The organism is Endozoicomonas sp. OPT23, assembly GCF_009653635.1.
Classification (GTDB): Bacteria; Pseudomonadota; Gammaproteobacteria; order Pseudomonadales; family Endozoicomonadaceae; genus Endozoicomonas_A.
In genome coordinates this window covers 611,761-632,145 of sequence record NZ_PPFD01000003.1, presented here as the reverse complement: position 1 = coordinate 632,145, position 20,385 = coordinate 611,761, and the positions used below count along the sequence as shown (strand labels likewise).

The 20,385-nt window shown below is 46.3% G+C and carries 18 protein-coding genes; 11 read left to right on the top strand and 7 right to left on the bottom strand.

Annotation, left to right across the window (positions count from 1 at the left end; translation table 11 throughout):
• Positions 1-53: 53 nt before the first annotated feature.
• Positions 54-224 (bottom strand): lipoprotein, encoded by a 171-nt coding sequence (locus EOPP23_RS08685; RefSeq protein ID WP_370514720.1) that lies wholly within the window; start codon positions 222-224, stop codon positions 54-56.
• 44 nt (positions 225-268) lie between these two features.
• Here EOPP23_RS08685 and cyaY point away from each other — a divergent pair, with 44 nt between their 5' ends.
• Complete coding sequence (gene cyaY, locus EOPP23_RS08680; protein WP_153765554.1) at positions 269-592, top strand: iron donor protein CyaY; 324 nt, start codon at positions 269-271, stop codon at positions 590-592.
• Between the two features lie 112 nt (positions 593-704).
• A complete protein-coding gene (locus tag EOPP23_RS08675; RefSeq protein ID WP_153765553.1) occupies positions 705-2,051 on the top strand; it encodes a hypothetical protein in 1,347 nt (448 codons plus the stop codon).
• Between the two features lie 47 nt (positions 2,052-2,098).
• On the opposite strand, the gene EOPP23_RS08670 is transcribed toward EOPP23_RS08675, so the two are convergent.
• Positions 2,099-2,452: a DUF4870 domain-containing protein gene (locus EOPP23_RS08670; RefSeq protein ID WP_153765552.1), complete on the bottom strand. Its 354-nt coding sequence runs from the start codon at positions 2,450-2,452 to the stop codon at positions 2,099-2,101.
• Between the two features lie 179 nt (positions 2,453-2,631).
• On the opposite strand from EOPP23_RS08670, the gene EOPP23_RS08665 reads away from it, so the two are divergent.
• Positions 2,632-4,194 carry a PP2C family serine/threonine-protein phosphatase gene (locus tag EOPP23_RS08665; protein ID WP_153765551.1) on the top strand — a complete coding sequence of 521 codons (1,563 nt, stop codon included), beginning with the start codon at positions 2,632-2,634 and terminating at the stop codon, positions 4,192-4,194.
• A gap of 47 nt (positions 4,195-4,241) precedes the next feature.
• On the opposite strand, the gene luxS is transcribed toward EOPP23_RS08665, so the two are convergent.
• On the bottom strand, positions 4,242-4,751 hold the full coding sequence (gene luxS, locus EOPP23_RS08660) for an S-ribosylhomocysteine lyase (RefSeq protein ID WP_153765550.1): 510 nt from the start codon (positions 4,749-4,751) through the stop codon (positions 4,242-4,244).
• A gap of 227 nt (positions 4,752-4,978) precedes the next feature.
• Between luxS and mtnN the strand changes: the two genes are divergently transcribed.
• Entirely contained in the window at positions 4,979-5,731 is a 753-nt protein-coding gene (mtnN, locus tag EOPP23_RS08655) for a 5'-methylthioadenosine/S-adenosylhomocysteine nucleosidase (RefSeq protein WP_370514719.1), read from the top strand.
• Between the two features lie 73 nt (positions 5,732-5,804).
• Here the strand turns inward: mtnN and EOPP23_RS08650 are convergent, their stop codons facing one another.
• A complete protein-coding gene (locus tag EOPP23_RS08650) occupies positions 5,805-7,289 on the bottom strand; it encodes a hypothetical protein (protein WP_153765549.1) in 1,485 nt (494 codons plus the stop codon).
• 257 nt (positions 7,290-7,546) lie between these two features.
• Between EOPP23_RS08650 and fusA the strand changes: the two genes are divergently transcribed.
• Entirely contained in the window at positions 7,547-9,580 is a 2,034-nt protein-coding gene (gene fusA, locus EOPP23_RS08645; protein WP_153765548.1) for an elongation factor G, read from the top strand.
• A 50-nt stretch (positions 9,581-9,630) separates the two neighbouring features.
• Here the strand turns inward: fusA and tenA are convergent, their stop codons facing one another.
• On the bottom strand, positions 9,631-10,341 hold the full coding sequence (gene tenA, locus EOPP23_RS08640; protein WP_153765547.1) for a thiaminase II: 711 nt from the start codon (positions 10,339-10,341) through the stop codon (positions 9,631-9,633).
• 79 nt (positions 10,342-10,420) lie between these two features.
• Complete coding sequence (locus EOPP23_RS08635) at positions 10,421-12,694, bottom strand: nitric-oxide reductase large subunit (RefSeq protein WP_153765546.1); 2,274 nt, start codon at positions 12,692-12,694, stop codon at positions 10,421-10,423.
• A gap of 214 nt (positions 12,695-12,908) precedes the next feature.
• On the opposite strand from EOPP23_RS08635, the gene ftnA reads away from it, so the two are divergent.
• On the top strand, positions 12,909-13,427 hold the full coding sequence (gene ftnA / locus EOPP23_RS08630; RefSeq protein ID WP_153765545.1) for a non-heme ferritin: 519 nt from the start codon (positions 12,909-12,911) through the stop codon (positions 13,425-13,427).
• Between the two features lie 88 nt (positions 13,428-13,515).
• Here the strand turns inward: ftnA and elbB are convergent, their stop codons facing one another.
• Positions 13,516-14,169: an isoprenoid biosynthesis glyoxalase ElbB gene (elbB, locus tag EOPP23_RS08625; RefSeq protein WP_153765920.1), complete on the bottom strand. Its 654-nt coding sequence runs from the start codon at positions 14,167-14,169 to the stop codon at positions 13,516-13,518.
• 130 nt (positions 14,170-14,299) lie between these two features.
• On the opposite strand from elbB, the gene EOPP23_RS08620 reads away from it, so the two are divergent.
• From EOPP23_RS08620 to panC, 5 genes are all read left to right on the top strand, one after another.
• Positions 14,300-15,484: a retropepsin-like aspartic protease gene (locus EOPP23_RS08620; RefSeq protein ID WP_153765544.1), complete on the top strand. Its 1,185-nt coding sequence runs from the start codon at positions 14,300-14,302 to the stop codon at positions 15,482-15,484.
• Between the two features lie 718 nt (positions 15,485-16,202).
• Entirely contained in the window at positions 16,203-17,780 is a 1,578-nt protein-coding gene (gene pcnB / locus EOPP23_RS08615; RefSeq protein WP_153765543.1) for a polynucleotide adenylyltransferase PcnB, read from the top strand.
• A gap of 3 nt (positions 17,781-17,783) precedes the next feature.
• The gene (folK, locus tag EOPP23_RS08610) at positions 17,784-18,281 is read left to right on the top strand and encodes a 2-amino-4-hydroxy-6-hydroxymethyldihydropteridine diphosphokinase (protein WP_153765542.1); all 498 of its coding nucleotides are present in this window, start codon (positions 17,784-17,786) and stop codon (positions 18,279-18,281) included.
• A gap of 172 nt (positions 18,282-18,453) precedes the next feature.
• The gene (gene panB / locus EOPP23_RS08605; RefSeq protein ID WP_153765541.1) at positions 18,454-19,248 is read left to right on the top strand and encodes a 3-methyl-2-oxobutanoate hydroxymethyltransferase; all 795 of its coding nucleotides are present in this window, start codon (positions 18,454-18,456) and stop codon (positions 19,246-19,248) included.
• Positions 19,249-19,404: 156 nt separating this feature from the next.
• Positions 19,405-20,256: a pantoate--beta-alanine ligase gene (gene panC, locus EOPP23_RS08600; protein WP_153765540.1), complete on the top strand. Its 852-nt coding sequence runs from the start codon at positions 19,405-19,407 to the stop codon at positions 20,254-20,256.
• Positions 20,257-20,385 lie beyond the last annotated feature (129 nt).

Below are 20,385 nucleotides of genomic sequence, written 5' to 3'. Positions count from 1 at the left end.
CTGAATAACAGCATTCCCGGATTGAAAAGCCTGCTTAACATCGCAGCCTGCCATCAGGGCTGCTGGGTCAACTGCTGCTGGCTGCCATCCTGAGGCAGGTACAGATCCCCTTTCTGTCCGCATCCAGCGAGCAGAAGAGTGGTAAACATGAGGGCGAACACAGCTCTCATGGCAGGCTCCTTTATTTCGGTAATGGTGAATAGCTGAGTATAATCTGCATCCATTGGCTTCGATAGCCCCAACCGGATTAGAGAGTGCTGGCCCGAACATGAACGAAAGCGAATACAATGAGCAGCTTGATGAGCTGATGTACGCAATTGAAGATGCCATTGAAGACAATGAGCTGGATATTGATTACGAAACGGCCAATGGCATTCTGACCCTGACCTGTGAAAACGGTACCCAGGTGATTCTGAGTCGCCAGACAGCCATGCTGCAGCTTTGGGTAGCAGCTAAAAGCGGTGGCTTCCATCTTGAATACGACGAAGAAGCTGAAAAGTGGATGTGTGAAAGCAATGGCGAAGAGCTGTTTGTCATGCTCAATCGTTGCTTGTCTGAACAGAGCGGTGATGAGATTACTCTGGATATATAAAAATGAACTAATAAGGTACTAGTCCATCTAATAGCCACTGTTAAATTATAAATAGTGGCTTATGAACTCTCTTTTTTCTATAAGGATCAGTTACTTCATAGCTGGGTGGGTGATGATATTACTGGCTATATCTATACCGCAGGCTTCTGCTGAATCTGAGGGTGGATTAGAACTGCCTTTAGCCCTGAATACTGATCAAATTCAACAATTGAAGCACAGGGTGAATGAAATTCTCTCCGATTCAGAGAATCACCGTATACCAAAGCAGTTCGTCAATAAAACGTTTAAAGATTTTTATCTTGAAAACTTGAACAGTCGGTTGCCAAAAACAAGTATGTCGCTTCGGCAATTTATACATTTGGAAAATGAGGCCAGGAAAATAGCATTAATGCCTGAGCCTATTATTGATGAGCTGGGGAAAGCTGGTGTTTCAAATGACCTCATTGAACTTAACAATCAGTTTGATGAAGAGGGAGAAAGCTTTAAATCCAGAGTATTTCATCCTGTTGCGAGTAACATTAGAAGAATTATTAAATTTGATATAGAAAACTATAGTAGTCACTTTCCTTGGTTGAATCATAGTGAGCTTGTTGATTATCTAGCGTGGTTGGATCAAGAAATAGGAAAAGTTGCACCTGAAGAGCAGCCTGTTGAATATATGCCTTTCATGATACTGGTTGCAAAGTTTGTTTTTATTCGCTCTGCGATGGGAGTATACGAACTAGGTCAGGTAAATGAAAAGCAGGGTAATTTAGAAGTGGGCTATTCAGCATTGACTTATGATCAGTTGATACGGCTAGTAAAAGAATATTCAGGCATTACATACGATGCTATCAAAGAAGAAAAGTATTTATTAACTGGTTTGGTGAAAAAAGTACTAGGAAAAAATAGCCGCATATTGTATCAAAATGGATTGTTGGTAGAGGGGTGGACACTTTTATGGCAATTAAGAAATGGTTTTGATTTCTTAGTGATACCAACAACGTACGAGTTGAGTACTGACTTTTTCTTCCACGCTTCCAAATATCCTATTTATATTGGAGGTATTCAAATACCTGTACTGAGTATGCATGACGGAGATCTTATGTCTCGTTGTGACCTATTTGATCATGATATTAATCACGCATCGTTTATAGACCCTGGTTATCCACGAGGTATACCAACTGATGTAGAGGAAATCTATTTAAAAAATGATTTTCTGAATTATATTAGTCAAGTGCTTGATAATGTTGATGCAGAACCTAAATTGAAAGAAGCTGTCAAGCTTCTGGTATTTGCTCTTTATCATGAACACTATGATGGACTGCTGTCTATCTCTAATGGTTTTAATAAGAAAAGAGCTGGAGCATATGGGCTATCAAATATGATTCAAGATGGTTTTTTTTCATCTGATATTCAGTTTGTGCACCTCCTTGCGGCAGAAGAATTTCTGAGCACCATATTTCCCACTAAAAAATAGTCAGTCTAGTGCTTCAGATACAGGAACATATCTGAAGCACTAGTAACTTACTTAATCAATCTAATCGCCCAAGGGACTCTGAAGCTGTCGCCTTTAGAGGCACCAATGGCACCCAGAATACAGAAAATCAAATGGCAGAGGCCAATGATCGGATACAGCAGCAAACCAATACCAACAAAGGTCAGAGCTGATGCAATCAAAAAACCAATGAAGCTGGTTATGGACCAGTTCAGAGCTTCTTTGGACTGATCTCGGATATAAGCATCATCAGTTTTGATCAAATAAAGAACCAGACCGGGTATAAAGCCCAGAAAGAGGGTGCCTACCCAGTTCAGAATGGCGAGGTTTTTCGAATCCTGGCTAACGCCAGAAACCGCTTCAACAGGGGCATCGTTGTTCATACTTTGTCCTTAAAGTCGCTCACATCCGTTTTGCCTCAGATGACACAAATCATTGCCAACTGTAGCCGAAAGGACATCTTGCCATTTCGCAGGCCTATTAACCAGATTGATCAATGTTTATGCACTTTTCAGAGCGCGTCTAGATTGAATGTAAGGGTTATAGAAAGGGAACGAGGAAAATGAGTGGGATTGAGCATACCAGCAGTGCGCAAACACAGCAGGTGAGTAATGAACTGAGTCATTTGAGAGGCGTGAAAGGTTCTCGAGGACGTTCCATCAAGCTGGTAGATGGACATTTTGAACTTGGACCAAGAGGCAAGGAATTTGCCTGGGGCTGGAAGGTTGCAAGAGTGCTGGGGGGATTTATTCCAAAACTCAAAGCGAAAGCAGAGAATCGTTTGTCCTCAATAGCAGCCACAGAAATGCAACAACAAGATGCAGTCAAAAAGTTGAGATCAGTAAGACTGCTAACCAAGGGTGAGGCATCTGCATTATCCAAGTTATCACTTAAAAAAGCGCTGGCTGCTGCTTCAACACACTCATTTGAAGTAGTGCCAAACACTAAAAGGTTAACAGCTCCTTATAAGAGTCCAGACTCACTTTATCAGCAAGACTGGAAGAAAGAGCAGGAAGCCAAGACAAGTGGTAGGAAAGAGCTGCCATCTAAAGAACAGCTGGATTTGATTGAGGACTATGAATACCGGTTGGTATCTAGCCCAAAAGAAGTAAAGAAAAAGCTTGAGCAGGAACTGGAGGCAGCCAAAAAACAACAGGGAGAAGAGGTAAACAGAAAATTCAAAAACAAGGCTCAAGGGTTAGCCACAGTTTCTGTGGATTACAGTCAGTTTGATGAAAATCGTAAGAATGGTAATAGAACCATAGCTATCAAATATGAGCCGAGAAGCACACAAGAAAGCCAATATAATCTTCGCTATGACACACTCGGAGTGGGTAAGTCAGCGGTATGCCACACTCAAGGCAGAGAAACAAAAATGGAAGATGAGCATATCAGTGCAGGTTTTACAATTAAGGCTGGAGGGAAAGAAGTTACCGTTGATGTTTCAGGCATTCTTGATGGACATGGAGGTAACTCTGCTGCGAAGCAAGCGAAGAAGCTTTTGGAAGTGCATTTACAGAAAAGGCTGCAGGAATACTGCAAGGATGGAGTTGAAGGTGAGGAAGGCGATGCAGCCATCTGGAATGCTATCAAAATTGCGTTTGTTGATACCAGTCACGCTATAAAACATTCAAAGGGAGCTTTAGGGGCAGGAACAACAGCTAATATTGCCATTAAAATTGGAAATGACCTATGGGTAGCTAACTCTGGGGATAGCCGAGCCATTCTCTTGAATAAGGATGGCAGTGCAGTCCAGCTCAGTGAGGATGCAAAAGCAAAGAATGATAAATTTCGAGGCTCTGTAGAAAAACGGGGAGGTGAAGTTACCAAGAATGGCCGAGTAAATAACTCGACAGCAGTAGCAAGATCATTAGGAGAGCATGCAGAGCTAGGTGCGGTAAGTGCCAGACCTAAAATCACTAAAGTGCCTATACAGCCAGGTCAGAAACTTATCCAAACCTGTGACGGCGTTCCGGATGTTGGAAGAACTGATGAAATTGCCAAAGTTGTACATGATGGTCTGGAGTCTGGAGATACGTTGGCGATGGCAGCTACACGCTTGGTAGAAAGTGCTATGAAGGGCTACTCCTTTGATAACATCAGCGCAATGGTTACCGAATTTTAACCAGAACAGAAAGTGGCCTTGAATTGTTTCAAGGCCACTTCAAAGACTTACTGTCCTTTCAAAAACTCTTCACTCAAATCCAGTTCTTCATTGGAATTCACACCAATACCAATGGACAGAACCTTGTCAGCAATTTCCTTGGCTTCATTCAAAGAGTGCATTTCATAAGTGCCACACTGGTACTCGTTCAGCTCAGGAATGTCGTTCTCACCAGCAACTTTCAGCACATCTTCCATCGCTGCTTTCCATGCCGAAGCTACACGACCTTCGTCTGGTGTTCCAATCAGGCTCATATAGAAACCGGTGCGGCAGCCCATTGGTGAGATATCGATAATCTCTACACCATTGCCGTTCAGGTGGTCGCGCATAAAGCCAGCGAACAGGTGCTCCAGAGTGTGAATGCCGCGCTCGGAAAGGATGTCTTTGTTTGGAATGGTGAAACGCAGGTCAAAAACAGTGATGGTATCGCCACCCGGTGTCTGCATGGTTTTGGCAACACGAACGGCCGGAGCCTGCATACGGGTGTGATCAACACGGAAACTATCTAGCAACGGCATGTTTTGGCTCCACTTTTGAGTAGTGTTGTACGTTGAAAGGCTGGAATTATACGCAGCCCAACAAGGTGAACAACAGAATCTTCAGAAGCCTTCAGGCAGGCAGGTTTATTTCAATACAGACATAGAACAACTCCTGACATAAATCTGGGTTGTTCGTACTAGGTAGGTGGTAAACACTCTGGTACGATTGCTTCGATTTTTATTCAACATCAGGATGGCCTTTACCAGTGAGCAGTCAGCAGCAACCTATCGGAATTATTGGCGCAATGGATCAGGAAGTGGCCCTGCTGCGCGAACAGTTGAATTGCACAGAATCTCTGACTCTGGGCGGCATTGAATTCTATAAAGGTGAGCTGGACGGCACTCCGGTTGTGCTGCAGAAATGTGGCATTGGTAAAGTAAACGCTGCCATCGGTACAACGATTCTGGTTGATCGCTTTAAGCCTGCAGCCATTATCAACACAGGTTCTGCTGGTGGTTTTGATGCCGCTCTGAATGTGGGTGACGTAGTAATCTCCACTGAAGTTCGTCACCACGATGTAGACGTAACTGCTTTTGGTTACGAATATGGTCAGGTGCCACAGTTGCCAGCCGCTTTCACCCCTTGTGAAACTCTGGCTCAACAGGCGATGAGTGCGCTGGAACAGTTGAGAGCTACATCTGAGAGCGACTACCAGATTGACCGCGGCCTGATTATTACTGGTGACTCCTTCATGCAGTGCGCTGACCGTGTTGCCCAGACCCGTGAACGTTTCCCTACTTCCAAAGCGGTTGAAATGGAAGCGGCGGCTATTGCCCAGGTTTGTCACCAGCTGGATGTTCCTTTCCTGGTTATCCGTTCCCTGTCTGATATTGCCGGTAAAGAATCCAATGTCAGCTTTGACCAGTTCCTGGAAACTGCAGCCACTCACTCAGCAGAAATGGTTCTGGCGATTGTTCGTCAGATCACAGCGGATCAACAGGCTCCTGTTGCTGCTTAAGAGTGGAACTGGGTGAGTCAGCAAGTTTTCTGGCTCACCCATGATTCTATTCTCAGTGAAGAGTCTCTTCTTTTTACTCCTGCAGATATTGTTCATTGCCTTCTGTACAGTTGCTGCTTTCTGGCAGCTTTGGTTGATCAGAGCAGGGTTCCAAAGATTCGGCGTTAGGATCTACATCAGACAAGTCTATATAGTTTGCACTGCTCTCTGATTCAGTTCGTTCCCTATGTAGGATTTTTATTTGAAATTGATTTCTGAGATCTTGCTGTGATGGGAGGCTTAAGTAAGAAATGATTTTTTCTGGATCAAGAGTTACCAGCAGCTTTGGCAGGTATGCTGGCGAAAGAATGTTTTTCGTGGAAAATGCTGCCTGATAGAAACGTATAGTGTGATACAGAGTTGTTTCGTTACAGGCGTTCCAGGGGGAAAGTAATCTGAATATTGGAATAAAATGTCTGGCGAGAAGGTCATTGATATCGATACTGCCTGACTCTTTCTTAGTCAGGTATATTTGATCCAGAAAATAAGCATGAAGAAGGTGATAGAGAAACTCCATATTATTCAGACTGGGGATCATTGGAATCCAATACTTATCTTCCTTTACCACTGCATTGAAAAAACTGAGGTAGTGAGGTGAAAGATTATAGAGATGATTAAGCTGCTCTATTAACGTGATTAAACTAATCTGGTCATCTATGGTTTCCGGGTGGATACTATTGTTACTGTCTAGCTGTTTCAGTAAATAATCAAAAAACTGTTCACTGGCAGTGAAAGCATATTTTTCTTCTCCTTCCTGAATAGTTATTACCCCTTCTTCTGTACGAAAGTCTGAATCAAATCTTCCTGCATAGGCTCCTGCCCTTTTGAAGTGTCCTTCCAGGGCAAACCGAATTTCCATAGAGAACTCAAGTGGTACTGATTTTGATGCATCAGGAAAGTGAGAGAGAGTCAGGTAAACACCTCTTTGTTCTTTGGCTGACTTCTCTGACTGATTTAAGAGAGGGATTTTAGAAGTATAAGCTCTGCCAATCAGGCTGGCTGCCTGATTGAAAGCAACTGAATCCTTAGCTTCATGAAGCGGGAAAAATTCTTTAGATGCGTGTTGAGGGTTCATCAGGGTAGCACCACCGGTAAGGTCATCTGCCAGAGGTTTTGAATCATCTGTCAATACCGCAGAAACCTCGCTGAACCGGCTAAGACGGTCCAGGTATTTCGAGGGGTTCATCCCCAAATCATATTCCTCTGATTCTGGCTGTTTTGGGTCGAGCATATTGAGCAGAGATATGGATATAGGAGGCAAAACAGGAACACCGTTTTGTCTGGTGGACTCTCCTTGTAATGCTTCGCAAATGTTCTGGCTCTGATCAGCTCCTTTACTCGCCTCTGAAGATCGTTTTCTTGTCGATGTTGAGGTAATTTTTGGCTTCATTGAGCTCTTTGTAAGAGCAGTGACAAGTATCAACGGCATTTCGTCAGGTATGCTGACGGCTACGAAACCGGGAGTGATTTGTACCTCGCTATCCAGAGCAAATGTGTCGTTATATTCAATAGTAATCATTTGCTCTTTCAAAAAAAGCGGGTATGGCTCTGATTCTGTATCGAGATACAGTGAACCAAGACATTGGTTGGCTAGAACCAGTAGGTAACAGCAAAGAGGTCTCATAAATAGTTTCCATGGCCACTTTTCTGTACCTAAGGTAGCTCAAAGCTAAAGAAACTCCGGAAGGTTTATTGACCTTCGACAAGATAGCCTCCTTCCAGCCTCCATATACTCGAAGATGAAATAATAAAAATGCTCATCACGGGAGGTGATGTATGGCTGGTTTTGATAGTGACCATATTCGCAATCTGGCACTTATGGGGCACGCCGGTAGCGGCAAGTCTTCACTGGCTGAGGCTTTACTGATAAAAGCCGGAGTCATAGCTGATGGAGATCACCGTGGCAGGGCGAGTAGCAGTGCTGGCGGCAGTGAACAGCAGGCCAGCCATTCAATTGAATCCTCGATTCTCCACCTCGAACATCACTCAACCCGCATCAACCTTCTCGATACTCCCGGATACTCTGACCTCTTTGGTCGGGCGATGGCGGTTTTACCCGCAGTGGAATCTATTGCTCTGGTTATAAATGCCCGTCATGGCATAGAGCCGGTCACCCGAAAAGCCTATGAACAGATGTTGGAACGTAATAAGTGCGGCATGATTGTTATTAATCAGATTGATGCCGCTGACGCTGATCCGGCAAAGATTCTTGCTGAGATACAGCAGACGTTTGGAGGTCACTGTTTGCCAATTAACTTACCGTCGTCTGATAAACAGGGCGTCGTGGATTGTTACTTTCATCCAGATTATGAAGCAGCTACAGATTTGAGTTCTGTAACAGAAGCCCATGATCGTCTGGTAGAACAGGTGATAGAGGTTGATGAGCAGTTAATGGAACTCTATCTGGAGCAGGAGCAAAGTATTGAGCCACCGCAGCTCCATGATCCTTTTGAGCAGGCGCTACGTGACGGCCATTTGATTCCTGTCTGTTTCACTTCAGCAGAAACCGGAGCGGGTCTGGAGCTGCTGCTTGATGTCATTGCTGAACAGATGCCATTGCCGAAAGAGGGTAATCCTCCACTGTTTCTGAAGGGTGAAGGTGAGGCTGTTGTACCTGTACTGGTGACTTCTGATGCCAGTCAGCACGCAATAGCCCATGTGTTTAAAGTGACCATTGACCCTTTCAAAGGCAAGCTTGCAGTGTTCCGTATTCATCAGGGAACAATTAAAACCGGCAGCCAGATGTTTATTGGCGATGGCCGTAAGCCGTTCAAGGTTAACCACCTGTTCAAGTTGCTAGGGGATGAACTACGGGAGGTATCTCACGCTGGTCCGGGAGAAATCTGTGCAGTAGCAAAAGTGGATGAATTGCACTTTGATGCAGTGATTCACGACTCCCATGATGAAGATCATTACCATCTGAAAGCTCTGGCATTTCCGGCTTCTATGGCAAGTGTTGCAATCAGTCCGGCAAAACACGGTGATGAGCAGAAATTGTCTGACATTCTTCATCGAATAGTGGAAGAGGATCCCAGTCTTTTGGTTGAACATCGTGAGCGACAGAATGAAACGGTTCTCTGTGGTCTGGGAGAATTGCACCTGAATGCTGTTCTGGAAAAGATGCAGTCAGTCTATAACCTTGAAATTCATTCTGCGGCACCGAGCATTCCTTATCGGGAAACTATTCAGATAAAAGCAGAAGGGCATCATCGCCATAAAAAGCAGAGTGGCGGCTCAGGCCAGTTCGGTGAAGTGTTTCTGAGAATAGAGCCTTTGGCTCCTGGACAGAGTTTTGAGTTCACCAGTGAAGTGGTGGGTGGTGCTATTCCCGGGCAGTTTATACCTGCGGTAGAGAAGGGTGTCAGGGAAGTAATGGAATCAGGAGCTGTTGCCGGTTACCCCATGCAAGATATACGGGTAGTTGTATACGACGGTAAACATCACAGTGTGGATTCCAAGGAAATCGCTTTTGCGACAGCAGGCAAGAAGGCATTTATTCACGCTGTTCAAGCCGCTAGGCCGGTTATTCTCGAGCCTTATGCGGAAGCAAAAATAACAGCACCTGGTCAATGTACGGGTGATATTACCGGTCAGCTGTCTTCAGAAAGAGCCATGATTACCGGATCTGCAGCACTGGATAATGGGCTGGTGGAAATAACAGCGAAAGTGCCTCTGGTGAGTATGACGGAATACAGTAACCACCTGAAATCCATAACGTCTGGTGAAGGTGAGTACAGTATGAGTTTCAGTCACTATGATGCTGTGCCGTCTGAGATACAGGAACAGCTTATTCAGGCAGCCAAGTCCTGAATCAATATACCTGAGCACTCTGTGTGCTCAGGTAGCCATAAGCCTGATATTCAGAAGCTTTTATTCCAGCCCATATCCCAGAAACCAATCTCCAAACGTGTGGCTTCTTTAAATGTACGACACAGTGAATCCATGCGGCCATCATTGAAACGGCTTTCAGCTAATTGATCGAGCGTTTCTACCTGACGAATAGATCCTGAAACGAACTCTTCACCACCATAGGTTTGAATCCACTGCCAGTATGGATTGCCTTCTCGTTGGGTAGCTGGGTCGTTGATCAGTCGCAAGCCGATTTCTGCATAACCAACGGCACAAGGAGACAGTGCAACGTGTAGGTCAAGAATATCGCCGGCCATTCCGCGCTCAAGAACGTAGCGAGTATAGGCCATGGTAGCCTGCGACTCCGGCTTGCTGACCACTTCTTCTTCGCTTAAACCCCACTCGGCGCAGTAATCCAGATGCAGATTCATTTCGGCCAGAATGCCGGAAACAGAGCCAGAGGCGGTTCTCATATCTGCAATGCTGTCAGACTTGTAAACAGCCAGAGCATAGGCGCGGGCAAAGTGAATCAGGAACAAATAATCCTGCTGTAGGTAGTGTTTGAAACAGTCCAGAGGCAGGGAACCATCCTGAATACCTGTAACAAACTCATGATGGCAGTAGTCATGCCACTCAGAGGAGCAGGCTTGCTTGATTTTGAAGTACAGAGAATCTGGATTATTAAATGCTTTAAAAGCGTCGGATGTTTCTTTTTGGGACATGGTTTGTTCGCTTGAACTTCAGACTGAGGGAGCGCAGAGAATGCCCGAGATTTCCCGGACATTCAAAAGGTATGAAACGTTAAGGTTGTTTACGGTACAGCTTGAACATAAATACCAGTAGTAGCAGTGCTCCCAAGGCAAAAACAACATCTCCGGGGGCCCTTAGCCAGACCAGTGCTTCCATTAATGGAGAGTGAATAAGCTCAGGAGCTCGCGCATGCCAGTAACCATCCTTGAAAGCGACATAGCCTTGAATCATGCCCTGAGGGAACAGTGAGATAAACACCATCAGGGCCAGGCCGCCATTCATAAGCCAGAACACCCAATGTAAAAGCTTATCTGACCAGCCTTTCTCACTTAAGCCGCGCATACAGAACAGCATCATGCCAATGCCAAGCATGCCGTAAACGCCGAACAGAGCCGCGTGACCGTGAGTCGGTGTGGTCTGTAATCCCTGAAGATAATAAAGAGCCAGCGGCGTATTGATCAGAAAGCCGAGTACACCGGCACCAACCAGATTCCAGAACGCCACGGCCATGAAAAACTGCAGGGGCATCTTATATTTTTGTACCCAGGGAGAAACTTGCTTCAGTTGCCAGTGGTCGTGAGCGTCAAAGGCGATTAAAGCCAGAGGTACGACTTCGAGAGCAGAGAATACTGCTCCCAGGGCAAGAACCGACTCTGGTGTTCCAGAGAAATAGAGATGATGAAAAGTGCCGAGCACACCGCCAGCAAGGAAGACCGTTGTAGAAAATATGACGTAGATTGCTGCTGTTTTTGCCCGGATTAAGCCAATCTTAACGAAGATCCAGCTGACCCATGCAGCGGCAAAAACTTCAAACACACCTTCCACCCAGAGATGAACGACCCACCAACGCCAGTACTCTGCAATAGTCAGATGAGTCTGGCGATCATAAAAAAGACCTGTGCCGTATAAAAGGCCAACCGCTGCAGAAGAAAGGAACATCAGAACCAGTAAGTGTTTGTCACTTCTTCCTGCTTTGATGGCGGGTAGCAGGCAGCGAGCCATAAGTCCCAGCCAGATCAAAAGGCCAATAAAGATCAACCACTGCCAGAAACGTCCAAGATCAAGGTATTCATAACCCTGATGACCAAACCAGAAGTTAATGACCGGATCTTTGATATACCCCTGAATGGCCAGCCATTCACCAGCGAAGGAGCCAACAACCGCTATGACCAGTGCGCCGAGCAAGGCATAGACACCCAATGATTGATATTTGGGTTCAAAGCCTGAAATTAACGGTGCTGCGTACAGGCCAGCTCCCAACCATGCGACAGCAATCCATAGAATAGCCAGCTGAGTGTGCCAGGTTCGAGTCAGTGAGTAGGGCAGGATTTCAGATAAGGGAATGCCATAGAAATCCTGACCTTCAACGGCATAATGGGCAGTAATGCCACCCAGTATTATCTGCATGCCAATCAGAAGAACCACAACCCAGAAGTAGCCACTGCAGGCTTTCATTGAAGAGGTGATGCTGGCTGCGGCAAGAGGATCTTTTGTGGCATATCCCTCTTCCGGAACCAGGTCATGCTCCCATATGGTTCTCTGACGATTGAAGAACCAGCAGAGTGCGCCGATGGCGGCAATCAGTAAAACGATGGAAATGAAAGACCATAGAAAAGAGTGAGCACAAGGAACATTGCCAACCAGTGGTTCATGGGGCCAGTTGTTGGTGTAGCTGACACTCTCGTCAAACTCTCCTGGTCGATCGGTAACAGCAGCCCAGGCTGTCCACCACCAGAAAGATGTCAGCAGTCGTATAGCTTCATCGGGATGCAGTCCGAGAGGGTTCTCCTGAATAGCGTAAGCAATACGAAGTTTTTTATATTCGCTTGAGTTTCCTGTGCCTCCGAAGAGCCCTAAATAGTGTTGTTGTACTTGCCTGATTGCTCTGGCTCTTTCATCAGTGATACTGATGACGCCCGTAGCAGGATCATAACGATTCTCGCTCATATCCGTAGAGAGCCGGGCTTTATTGAGCGCTTTTTGAGGTTTACTCAGGTCTTTATATTCGCCTGCACGCTGCTTAATTATGTCTAGAGCCTCGCGGTGCAGAAAGTCAGCTGTCCAGTCTGGAGCAAGGTAGCCACCATGCCCCCATACTGAACCTAGTTGCATTCCCCCCAGAGTGCGCCACACGTCTTGCCCTCGTTCAATATCCTGTTTTGTGAAGATAACCTGCCCGCTGTCTGTTACGACTTTCTCCGGAACAGGTGGAGCGACTTGATACAGATGAGCGCCTACACCCAGAAGTACAATGAAAGAGCCGACAACCAGAACCCCAAGCATGAGCCAGAGCCGAGGGAGAGTGAAGACGCGTTTGTAATCCATGAGGGCACCCAGGATAAAGGCGAGAGAGAAGGAGTAGTAACAACGGAGGGGAATATAGTTTATTTTGAAACTTTTGCTGCGTTAGTGTCTTAAAGTCATTGCCGTACCGATTTATTTCATCAATATTATCAGTCGAATAAAAATTATAAATGAGCCATGTACCATGACTTCCCGCTATAATGAGCCAAATTTTTCTAGACGACAGGGTGATGTCATGCTGACTCAGAAAATGGTCGACAAGCTGAACGAACAGATCAATCTGGAGTTTTACTCTTCCAACCTTTATTTGCAGATGGCTTCCTGGTGTGAATCTCAGGGACTGGACGGCTGTAATGAGTTTCTGCGCCGCCATGCTCAAGAAGAGATGGAGCACATGCAGAAGCTGTTTAACTACGTGAATGAAACAGGCGCAATGGCTGTTCTGGGTGCTATTGAAGCGCCTCCACATAAGTTTGAATCAGTTCGTGATGTGTTCCTTCGTACTTATGAGCACGAATGCGAAATTACTCGCTGCATCAATGAACTGGCTAACACGGCGTTTGAAGAAAAAGATTTCAGTACTTTTAACTTCCTGCAGTGGTACGTTGGTGAGCAGCATGAAGAAGAGAAACTGTTCAAAGGCATCCTGGACAAGATCGATATGATCGGTGTTGATGGTAAAGGCCTGTACTTTATCGATCAGGAAGTAGCGAAAGTGGTTGCGGGTATGCCTGCGGTAACGCCGGAAGCTTGATAGCATCCATCTAAAAGATGGTTATCGAAAGACTGATGCATGCCTATCAAATGCATGACATCAGTCTTATATTCAGCTGCTGAGAGCTCTATGCCATCTCAAGTACTTTCTTAACCAGTTTTTCAATCCCGTCAGCCGCTTCACTGATCTTCTGTGCCGACATATAAGCAGGAGTCGTCACCAGTTTGTGCTCCTCATCCACAACAATGTCACTGACTTCACAGTTCACGTGTCGAACCCCTGTGGCTTCAAGTGTTGAAGCGGTTTCCTGATCAGTTCCTATTGTTGCTCTTACACCTTCGCCGAAAATTCTTCCTGCCAGAGCTGGTGCAATGCACATCAGTCCAATAGGTTTGCCCGCTTGTTTGAAATCTTTGGCGGCATTACTGACACCGATCTGAACACGCAACTCAGCACCGCTGAAGGCAAAGTCTGAGAGGTTTTTGGCTGCACCAAAACCGCCGGGCAGAATAAGAGCATCATAATCAGCGGCTTTCAGTTCTCGGACAGGTTTGATATCACCACGGGCAATACGAGCTGATTCAATCAGCACATTACGACGTTCATTCATTTCTTCTCCCGTGATGTGATTGATGACATGGTGCTGATCCATATCAGGGGCAAAGCATTGATACTCAGCTCCCTGTCTGTCGATGTTGAGCAGTGTGATCACCGCTTCGTGCAGCTCGCTACCATCATAAACTCCGGAACCGGCGAGAATTACTGCAACTTTCTTATTCATCATGGGTCTCCAGTTACTGAAAATCTGTTTTATAACAGATTACTGCCCGAGCAGTGCTCTCGTCGAGCTAGACTTATGCTTTGAATATTAACCTTTGTAATAGAAGAACAAGAAAGGAGCCCCAACCCGCTTGAAAAGGCTAATTATTGCCCGCTGGTTTGTTGTTGCAGCGATGATGTTTTGCAGTGGTTTAATCACTGGCTGGTGGCTACACCATCGTATACCTGTGCCTGTTGAACAGGCTCAGGACGTGCCGGAACTGCTATCAAGCTGGCAACCTGTTCCCTCTTCCCGTGAACTATGGTCTGACAAGTTAGAAGCAGAGCAGCCTCTTTCTGATTTCGAGTCAGCTCTGGTAGAGCAAAGGTTGGATGATGCGCTGGTGCTTTATCAGCAGCAGGAAAGAGCAGGCAGTATTACTGAGTTAAGAAGAGTGTTGATCAGAACGGTAAAAAACTGGGGAGCCAATAGTCAGCAGGATAAGGCTATCAATACTTTGGAACGATTTACCCAACATTATTATCAGGATCAGGAATTATTGTCTGAATTGGCCAGACTCTATCTTAATGAAAAGGAACTCACTAAGAGTCTGGAAACATTGCTGAACGCTCGTTCATTTCTGATTCCAGGAAAGGACTATGAACACTTGTCTGGTGAAATACTGAATCTGGCTAAACGAATCTTTAAAGAAAATGCGGTAAAGCAGAAGCTGGAAGCAAGCCTGTCACTGTTTCAGAAACTCACAATGCTTGAGCCGGAGCAAGGTTTCTATCGATATGCGCTGGTGGAGTCCTATCTGGCAATAAATGACCTGAATAGTGCAATTGCGGAGCTGGAAATTCTTCAGCTGGACCCGGAATACGAAAAGAAAGCTTCAGATATGTTATTGGCATTGTTACCTCCCCCTGTTGAAGCTGCTGAAGAAAAACAGACCGCAGGTATTACGCTGCAACATACGGGTAAGCATTATATTGCTACAGTAACACTTCAAAATAATACTAACGTGCAGCTTCTTCTCGACACCGGAGCCAGCCTGACCACGCTTCCTGATGAGCTATTGCTGGAACTGAAGCGAAGGAAAATGGCTCATAGAGTCAGCCACGCCAATATCAGCACCGCTGGTGGCACTGTATTTGCGCCTATCTATCTAGTGAAGGAAGTTACGCTGGGGCAGTTTGTTCTGAAGAATCTGGAAGTCGCTGGTATGAGTTCCGGTACTGCTCAGGCTGACGGGTTGTTGGGCATGAATGCTCTAAGGCAGTTCCATTTCCAGATTGATCAGGACCGCTCTCAGTTGTTACTCACTCCCAGGTAACAGCTTCTGAATTCGTATGTCGGCCTTAGCACCAAGGTGTTACCTCTGTGTTATTTATACTGTTACCTTTCGGTGTTACCTAATGTGTTACGTAATAGTACTTAAGCGCCAAAAGGTAACAACTCTTCGCAGGTTTCAGCTAGTCCAAACAGACTGAGAAATAATATTGTCTTATATATCAATAAGTTGAAAAAGTTGGCACACGAAGTGCCTTATACAAATCAAACAACAACAATAATAATAAAAAGAAAACTAACCCCGGTGTGTGAAAGCACACAACAATAAAAATAAAAATGGGGTGGTCGTAAGTGGATTATTTTGCTGGAAGTCATGCGTAGAACGTGACAGTCAACAAAATCATACATTTATGTCCTTGGAGTTCTTTATCACCTCAGGGTAATAAAAAACTCTTTTTGCTCAAGGCTGTTTGAGTCAGCGGTGAACAATAAAAATAATAATATTGCTACTGACACATAACCTGACGGGGGAATTTCGATTCCCCCGTTTTCTTTTCTCTGACACACTTTCCCCGTGAAATTCCTTTCAAAGCAGTGTTATCCCTATGGCCCTGAATGCTATGATGTACGCCAAACAGATGTTGTTGGCAGGATACCTATGTTGAGTGCACTGATGTGCAGCCAGAAGATCAATCCAGCCTGACAGCCCATGAGTCCCAGGACTAACCGAGCAACCACCAAGATTTCATGCAGAACACACCATGACAGGCACCATTATTACCGTATTAGTGGTGCTGGCCCTGATTACCCTGGCAGCATTCTTTTTTAAGCGCACTGGCAGCTCTAAACGCTCCAGCACTCTTAAGCACTCAAGTGATTCTCGCAACGCAGAGCATCAAGACAGTGGCGATTCAGCCAGGGAACCAATTCAGCAGAACTTTTTGAATTCTGAGACTGAATCTCAGGACCAGCCTACCGTGAACACACAGACAGAACTGGCAGAAGGCCAGACTGTAATCTCTCGAGAACAGCACCCGGTTTCTCGCCGCGAGATGAGCGAAAACGCCTTGAAGGTATTGCACCGCTTAAACAGTAATGGCTTTGACGCCTATCTGGTCGGTGGCTGTATTCGTGACCTTTACTTTGATCTGCACCCCAAGGATTTCGATGTAGCCACTAATGCTACACCCGAACAGGTTCGCAAACTGTTCCGTAACTCAAGAGTGATAGGTCGACGCTTCAAGCTGGTTCATATCCTCTTTGGCCGTGAAATGATCGAAGTAGCCACCTTCAGAGCCAGTCACGATCAGGAAGAGGCCAACCACAACAGGGACAAATCACAGCACTCCGATTCCGGACGAATCCTCAGGGATAACGTTTACGGAACCATGGAAGACGATGCCATTCGCCGCGACTTTACCGTGAATGCGCTTTACTACGATGTCCGTGATTTCTCCATCATTGATTACTGCGGTGGTGTACGAGACATTCAAAACGAGACTTTGCGTCTGATCGGCGATCCGGTTACTCGCTATCATGAAGACCCGGTTCGAATGATGCGGGCGCTGCGCTTTGTCGCCAAGCTCGACTTCAAGATCGACCCGGCAACAGCAGAACCGATTTATGATCTGGCTTACCTGTTGAAAGATATCCCTTCAGCCAGACTCTTTGATGAAATACTCAAGCTTCTGCAGTCCGGTTATGGCGTCAGAACCTTTGAATTGATGCGTGAGTATGGCCTGTTACAGTATCTGTTGCCCGCTACTCACCATTGTCTTCAAGATCAGGATGAGTTCACTGAACAGCTGATACACCGGGCTCTGAAAAGTACCGATAAACGTGTTTCCCGTGGCAAGCCTGTCACTCCGGCATTTTTATTTGCGGCCATGCTTTGGTCTCCTATGCAACGAATGACCCGAGATCTGCGTGAGCAGGGCGTTCCTCCTGTTCCGGCCATGCAGCAGGCAGCCATGACAGTGCTGGACAACCAGTGCACACATACCGCTATACCCAAGCGTTTCACTCAGGTGGTGCGTGATATCTGGGAAATGCAGTATCGTCTGGAGCGTCGTCAGCCAAAATCCATCGATACGTTGATGGAACACCCGAAGTTCCGTGCAGCCTATGACTTCCTGGTTATTCGTGAAGAATCTGGTGAAGATCTGAATGAAGCAGGCCAGTGGTGGACAGATATTCAGGACACCGCTGGGCAGGATCGTAACGCTATGATCCGCGATTTGCGTTCCAAGCCAGCAAACGGTCAGCGTCGTAGAAAACGTCGCCCTCGCAATAAAAAGCCATCTCAACCGAAGATGAATCAGAACTCAGGACAGAGCTGACCGATGATTACCGCGTATATCGCACTGGGCAGTAATCTTGATAATCCGGGGCTGCAATTGCAGCGGGCCGTGGATGATCTGGATTCTGTTTCAGGCATAGAAGTTACCGGTGTTTCAAAACTCTATATCAGCAAGCCGGTGGGTCCACAGGACCAGCCGGATTACTGCAACGCAGCCGTTGAGATTCAAACCAATCTCGAGCCGCTTGCTCTGCTGGATGCCACACAGACTATTGAGAACCATCATGGCCGTGTCCGAACCATTCGTTGGGGCGCACGAACACTGGATCTGGATATGATCCTATATGGTGATCAGGTCATTAATTCTGAACGGCTGACGGTTCCTCACTATCAAATGCACGTTCGTAACTTCGTAGTTCTTCCGCTCTTCGATATCAATCCCGAGCTTACTTTGCCTTCTGGTAGATTGCTGACCCAGCTTAAAGACGAACTGGGCAATGATGGAATTGATGTGATGGCTGAACAATACCCATGGCTCTAAGCCCAAAGCTGTTAGCCACTAAGTCAGTACGCTGACAGTCAGTGCCGGTTTGCGTATAATCCGCTGCGACGTACTCAAGGACCCACAGTTTTCGTCTTTTGTTATTAGCTCGTATGAAGTCGAGGCTCTATGACGACTGTGCTTCTTTCAATGACTATCAAGGTCTAATTCGATGGCAAAAGTCACCCTGAAAACCCTCGCCGATATGAAACTGTCGGGTGAGAAATTCACCAGCCTGACCGCCTACGATTCCACTTTTTCCAATCTTGCCAGCTCTAATGGCGTTGAAGTGATTCTGGTTGGCGACTCTCTTGGCAATGTCGTTCAGGGGCAGAACAGTACTGTTCCGGTCACCGTTGAAGATATGTGTTACCACACCCGTTGTGTAGCCAGTGCCGCTGGCGATGCCATGGTGATGGCTGATCTCCCCTTTGCCTCCTATGCAACGGAAGAACAGGCTCTGATGAACGCTGCCCAGCTGATGCGTGCTGGTGCCGAGATCATCAAGATTGAGGGTGAAGGCTGGTTGCCCCCTATTGTTACCCGTCTTAAACAACAGGGCATTCCTGTCTGTGTCCACATGGGGCTGACACCACAATTTGTAAACGTACTGGGTGGTTACCGGGTACAGGGTCGCGAAGAAGAAAAAGCCAATAACATGATCCGTGCTGCCATGGATTTGCAGGAAGCCGGAGCCGCCATGCTACTGCTGGAATGTGTACCTGCTGATCTGGCTCGTGAAATCACCAAAGCGGTTTCTATTCCTGTCATAGGTATTGGTGCTGGCGTTGATACCGATGCCCAGGTTCTGGTGGTATACGACATGCTAAACCTGACTGCTGGCCGTAAACCAAAGTTCGTTAAAAACTATATAACGGATGGTGAAACACCTCAGCAGGCAGTGGCTAATTATGTGGCTGAAGTGAAAGCAGGAACCTTCCCTGCAGAAGAACATATTTTCCAGTAGCTACTTTTCCAGTAACTATTTCTCAGTAGCTACTGAGAAATAGTGAGTATTCAGACATGCGAGCTCATGAGTTGGTTGCCCGCCGAAGGCGAGCAAACAACCACTTAATATTCGATAACGTGTGTCTACACAGTTAACAACGAAGCTATTTTGAGCATGAAAACCCTTCATTCTATTGCTGAGATCCAGTCCGTAGTTGCTGCCTGCAAAGCAGAAGGCAAAAAAGTTGGATTCGTTCCGACCATGGGCAACCTCCATGGTGGACACCTGACGCTGGTTGAGAAAGCCAAAGAGCTTTGTGATGTCGTTGTCGTCAGTATTTACGTCAACCCTCTGCAGTTCGGCCCTAACGAAGATTACGACTCCTACCCGAGAACCATGGAACAGGATCAGGAATTGCTGATCGCCCATGGTGTTGATCTGTTGTATACCGCACAAACCACCGAAATCTATCCGGAAGGCAGCGAACATCACACACACGTCAGTGTTGAAGTGCTAGATGGCATGCACTGTGGCAAGAGTCGCCCAGGCTTCTTCACCGGTATTGCGACGGTTGTGACCAAGCTGTTCAACATTGTTCGACCGGATGTCGCTGTCTTTGGTGAGAAAGACTTCCAGCAGATCACCATCATTCGCAAGATGGTTAAAGACATGTGCATGCCGGTTGAAATCATTGGTGCAGCCATTGCCCGTGAAGAGACCGGACTGGCAAAAAGCTCTCGTAATGGCTATCTGACTAATGAAGAGCGAACGGTAATTGCTCCAACCCTTTATCAGTGCCTGACTTCAGCCAGAGAGGCCATCCTTAATGGGGAACGTGATTTTGACCTGCTGCGCCGTGATGCTTTTGCCAAAATGGCTCAGGCTGGTTTCAAACCAGACTATTTCAATATTTGTTCCACCGAAACTCTTCTAACGGCTGCCGCTGATGATCAATCCCTCGTTATTCTGGCGGCAGGCTACCTTGGAAAAGCCCGTCTGATTGATAACATCACCATCGAACTCTAGGCGAGCCAAGCTATGTTTACAGTGACAGAACGCCTTCCCGCGGTTCTTGTAAAGAGACTCTTCACAAGAGACTCTTTACAAGAGAACCTGTCACTGCTTCCCCTCCCTTTTCTTAAATCATGAGGTTTA

Coding starts and splice junctions, on each gene's coding strand:
- EOPP23_RS08685 (WP_370514720.1), bottom strand. CDS start 224: ATGGATGCAGATTATACTCAGCTATTCACCATTACCGAAATAAAGGAG.
- cyaY (WP_153765554.1), top strand. CDS start 269: ATGAACGAAAGCGAATACAATGAGCAGCTTGATGAGCTGATGTACGCA.
- EOPP23_RS08675 (WP_153765553.1), top strand. CDS start 705: ATGATATTACTGGCTATATCTATACCGCAGGCTTCTGCTGAATCTGAG.
- EOPP23_RS08670 (WP_153765552.1), bottom strand. CDS start 2,452: ATGAACAACGATGCCCCTGTTGAAGCGGTTTCTGGCGTTAGCCAGGAT.
- EOPP23_RS08665 (WP_153765551.1), top strand. CDS start 2,632: ATGAGTGGGATTGAGCATACCAGCAGTGCGCAAACACAGCAGGTGAGT.
- luxS (WP_153765550.1), bottom strand. CDS start 4,751: ATGCCGTTGCTAGATAGTTTCCGTGTTGATCACACCCGTATGCAGGCT.
- EOPP23_RS08650 (WP_153765549.1), bottom strand. CDS start 7,289: ATGATTACTATTGAATATAACGACACATTTGCTCTGGATAGCGAGGTA.
- fusA (WP_153765548.1), top strand. CDS start 7,547: ATGGCTGGTTTTGATAGTGACCATATTCGCAATCTGGCACTTATGGGG.
- tenA (WP_153765547.1), bottom strand. CDS start 10,341: ATGTCCCAAAAAGAAACATCCGACGCTTTTAAAGCATTTAATAATCCA.
- EOPP23_RS08635 (WP_153765546.1), bottom strand. CDS start 12,694: ATGGATTACAAACGCGTCTTCACTCTCCCTCGGCTCTGGCTCATGCTT.
- ftnA (WP_153765545.1), top strand. CDS start 12,909: ATGCTGACTCAGAAAATGGTCGACAAGCTGAACGAACAGATCAATCTG.
- elbB (WP_153765920.1), bottom strand. CDS start 14,169: ATGAATAAGAAAGTTGCAGTAATTCTCGCCGGTTCCGGAGTTTATGAT.
- pcnB (WP_153765543.1), top strand. CDS start 16,203: ATGACAGGCACCATTATTACCGTATTAGTGGTGCTGGCCCTGATTACC.
- folK (WP_153765542.1), top strand. CDS start 17,784: ATGATTACCGCGTATATCGCACTGGGCAGTAATCTTGATAATCCGGGG.
- panB (WP_153765541.1), top strand. CDS start 18,454: ATGGCAAAAGTCACCCTGAAAACCCTCGCCGATATGAAACTGTCGGGT.
- panC (WP_153765540.1), top strand. CDS start 19,405: ATGAAAACCCTTCATTCTATTGCTGAGATCCAGTCCGTAGTTGCTGCC.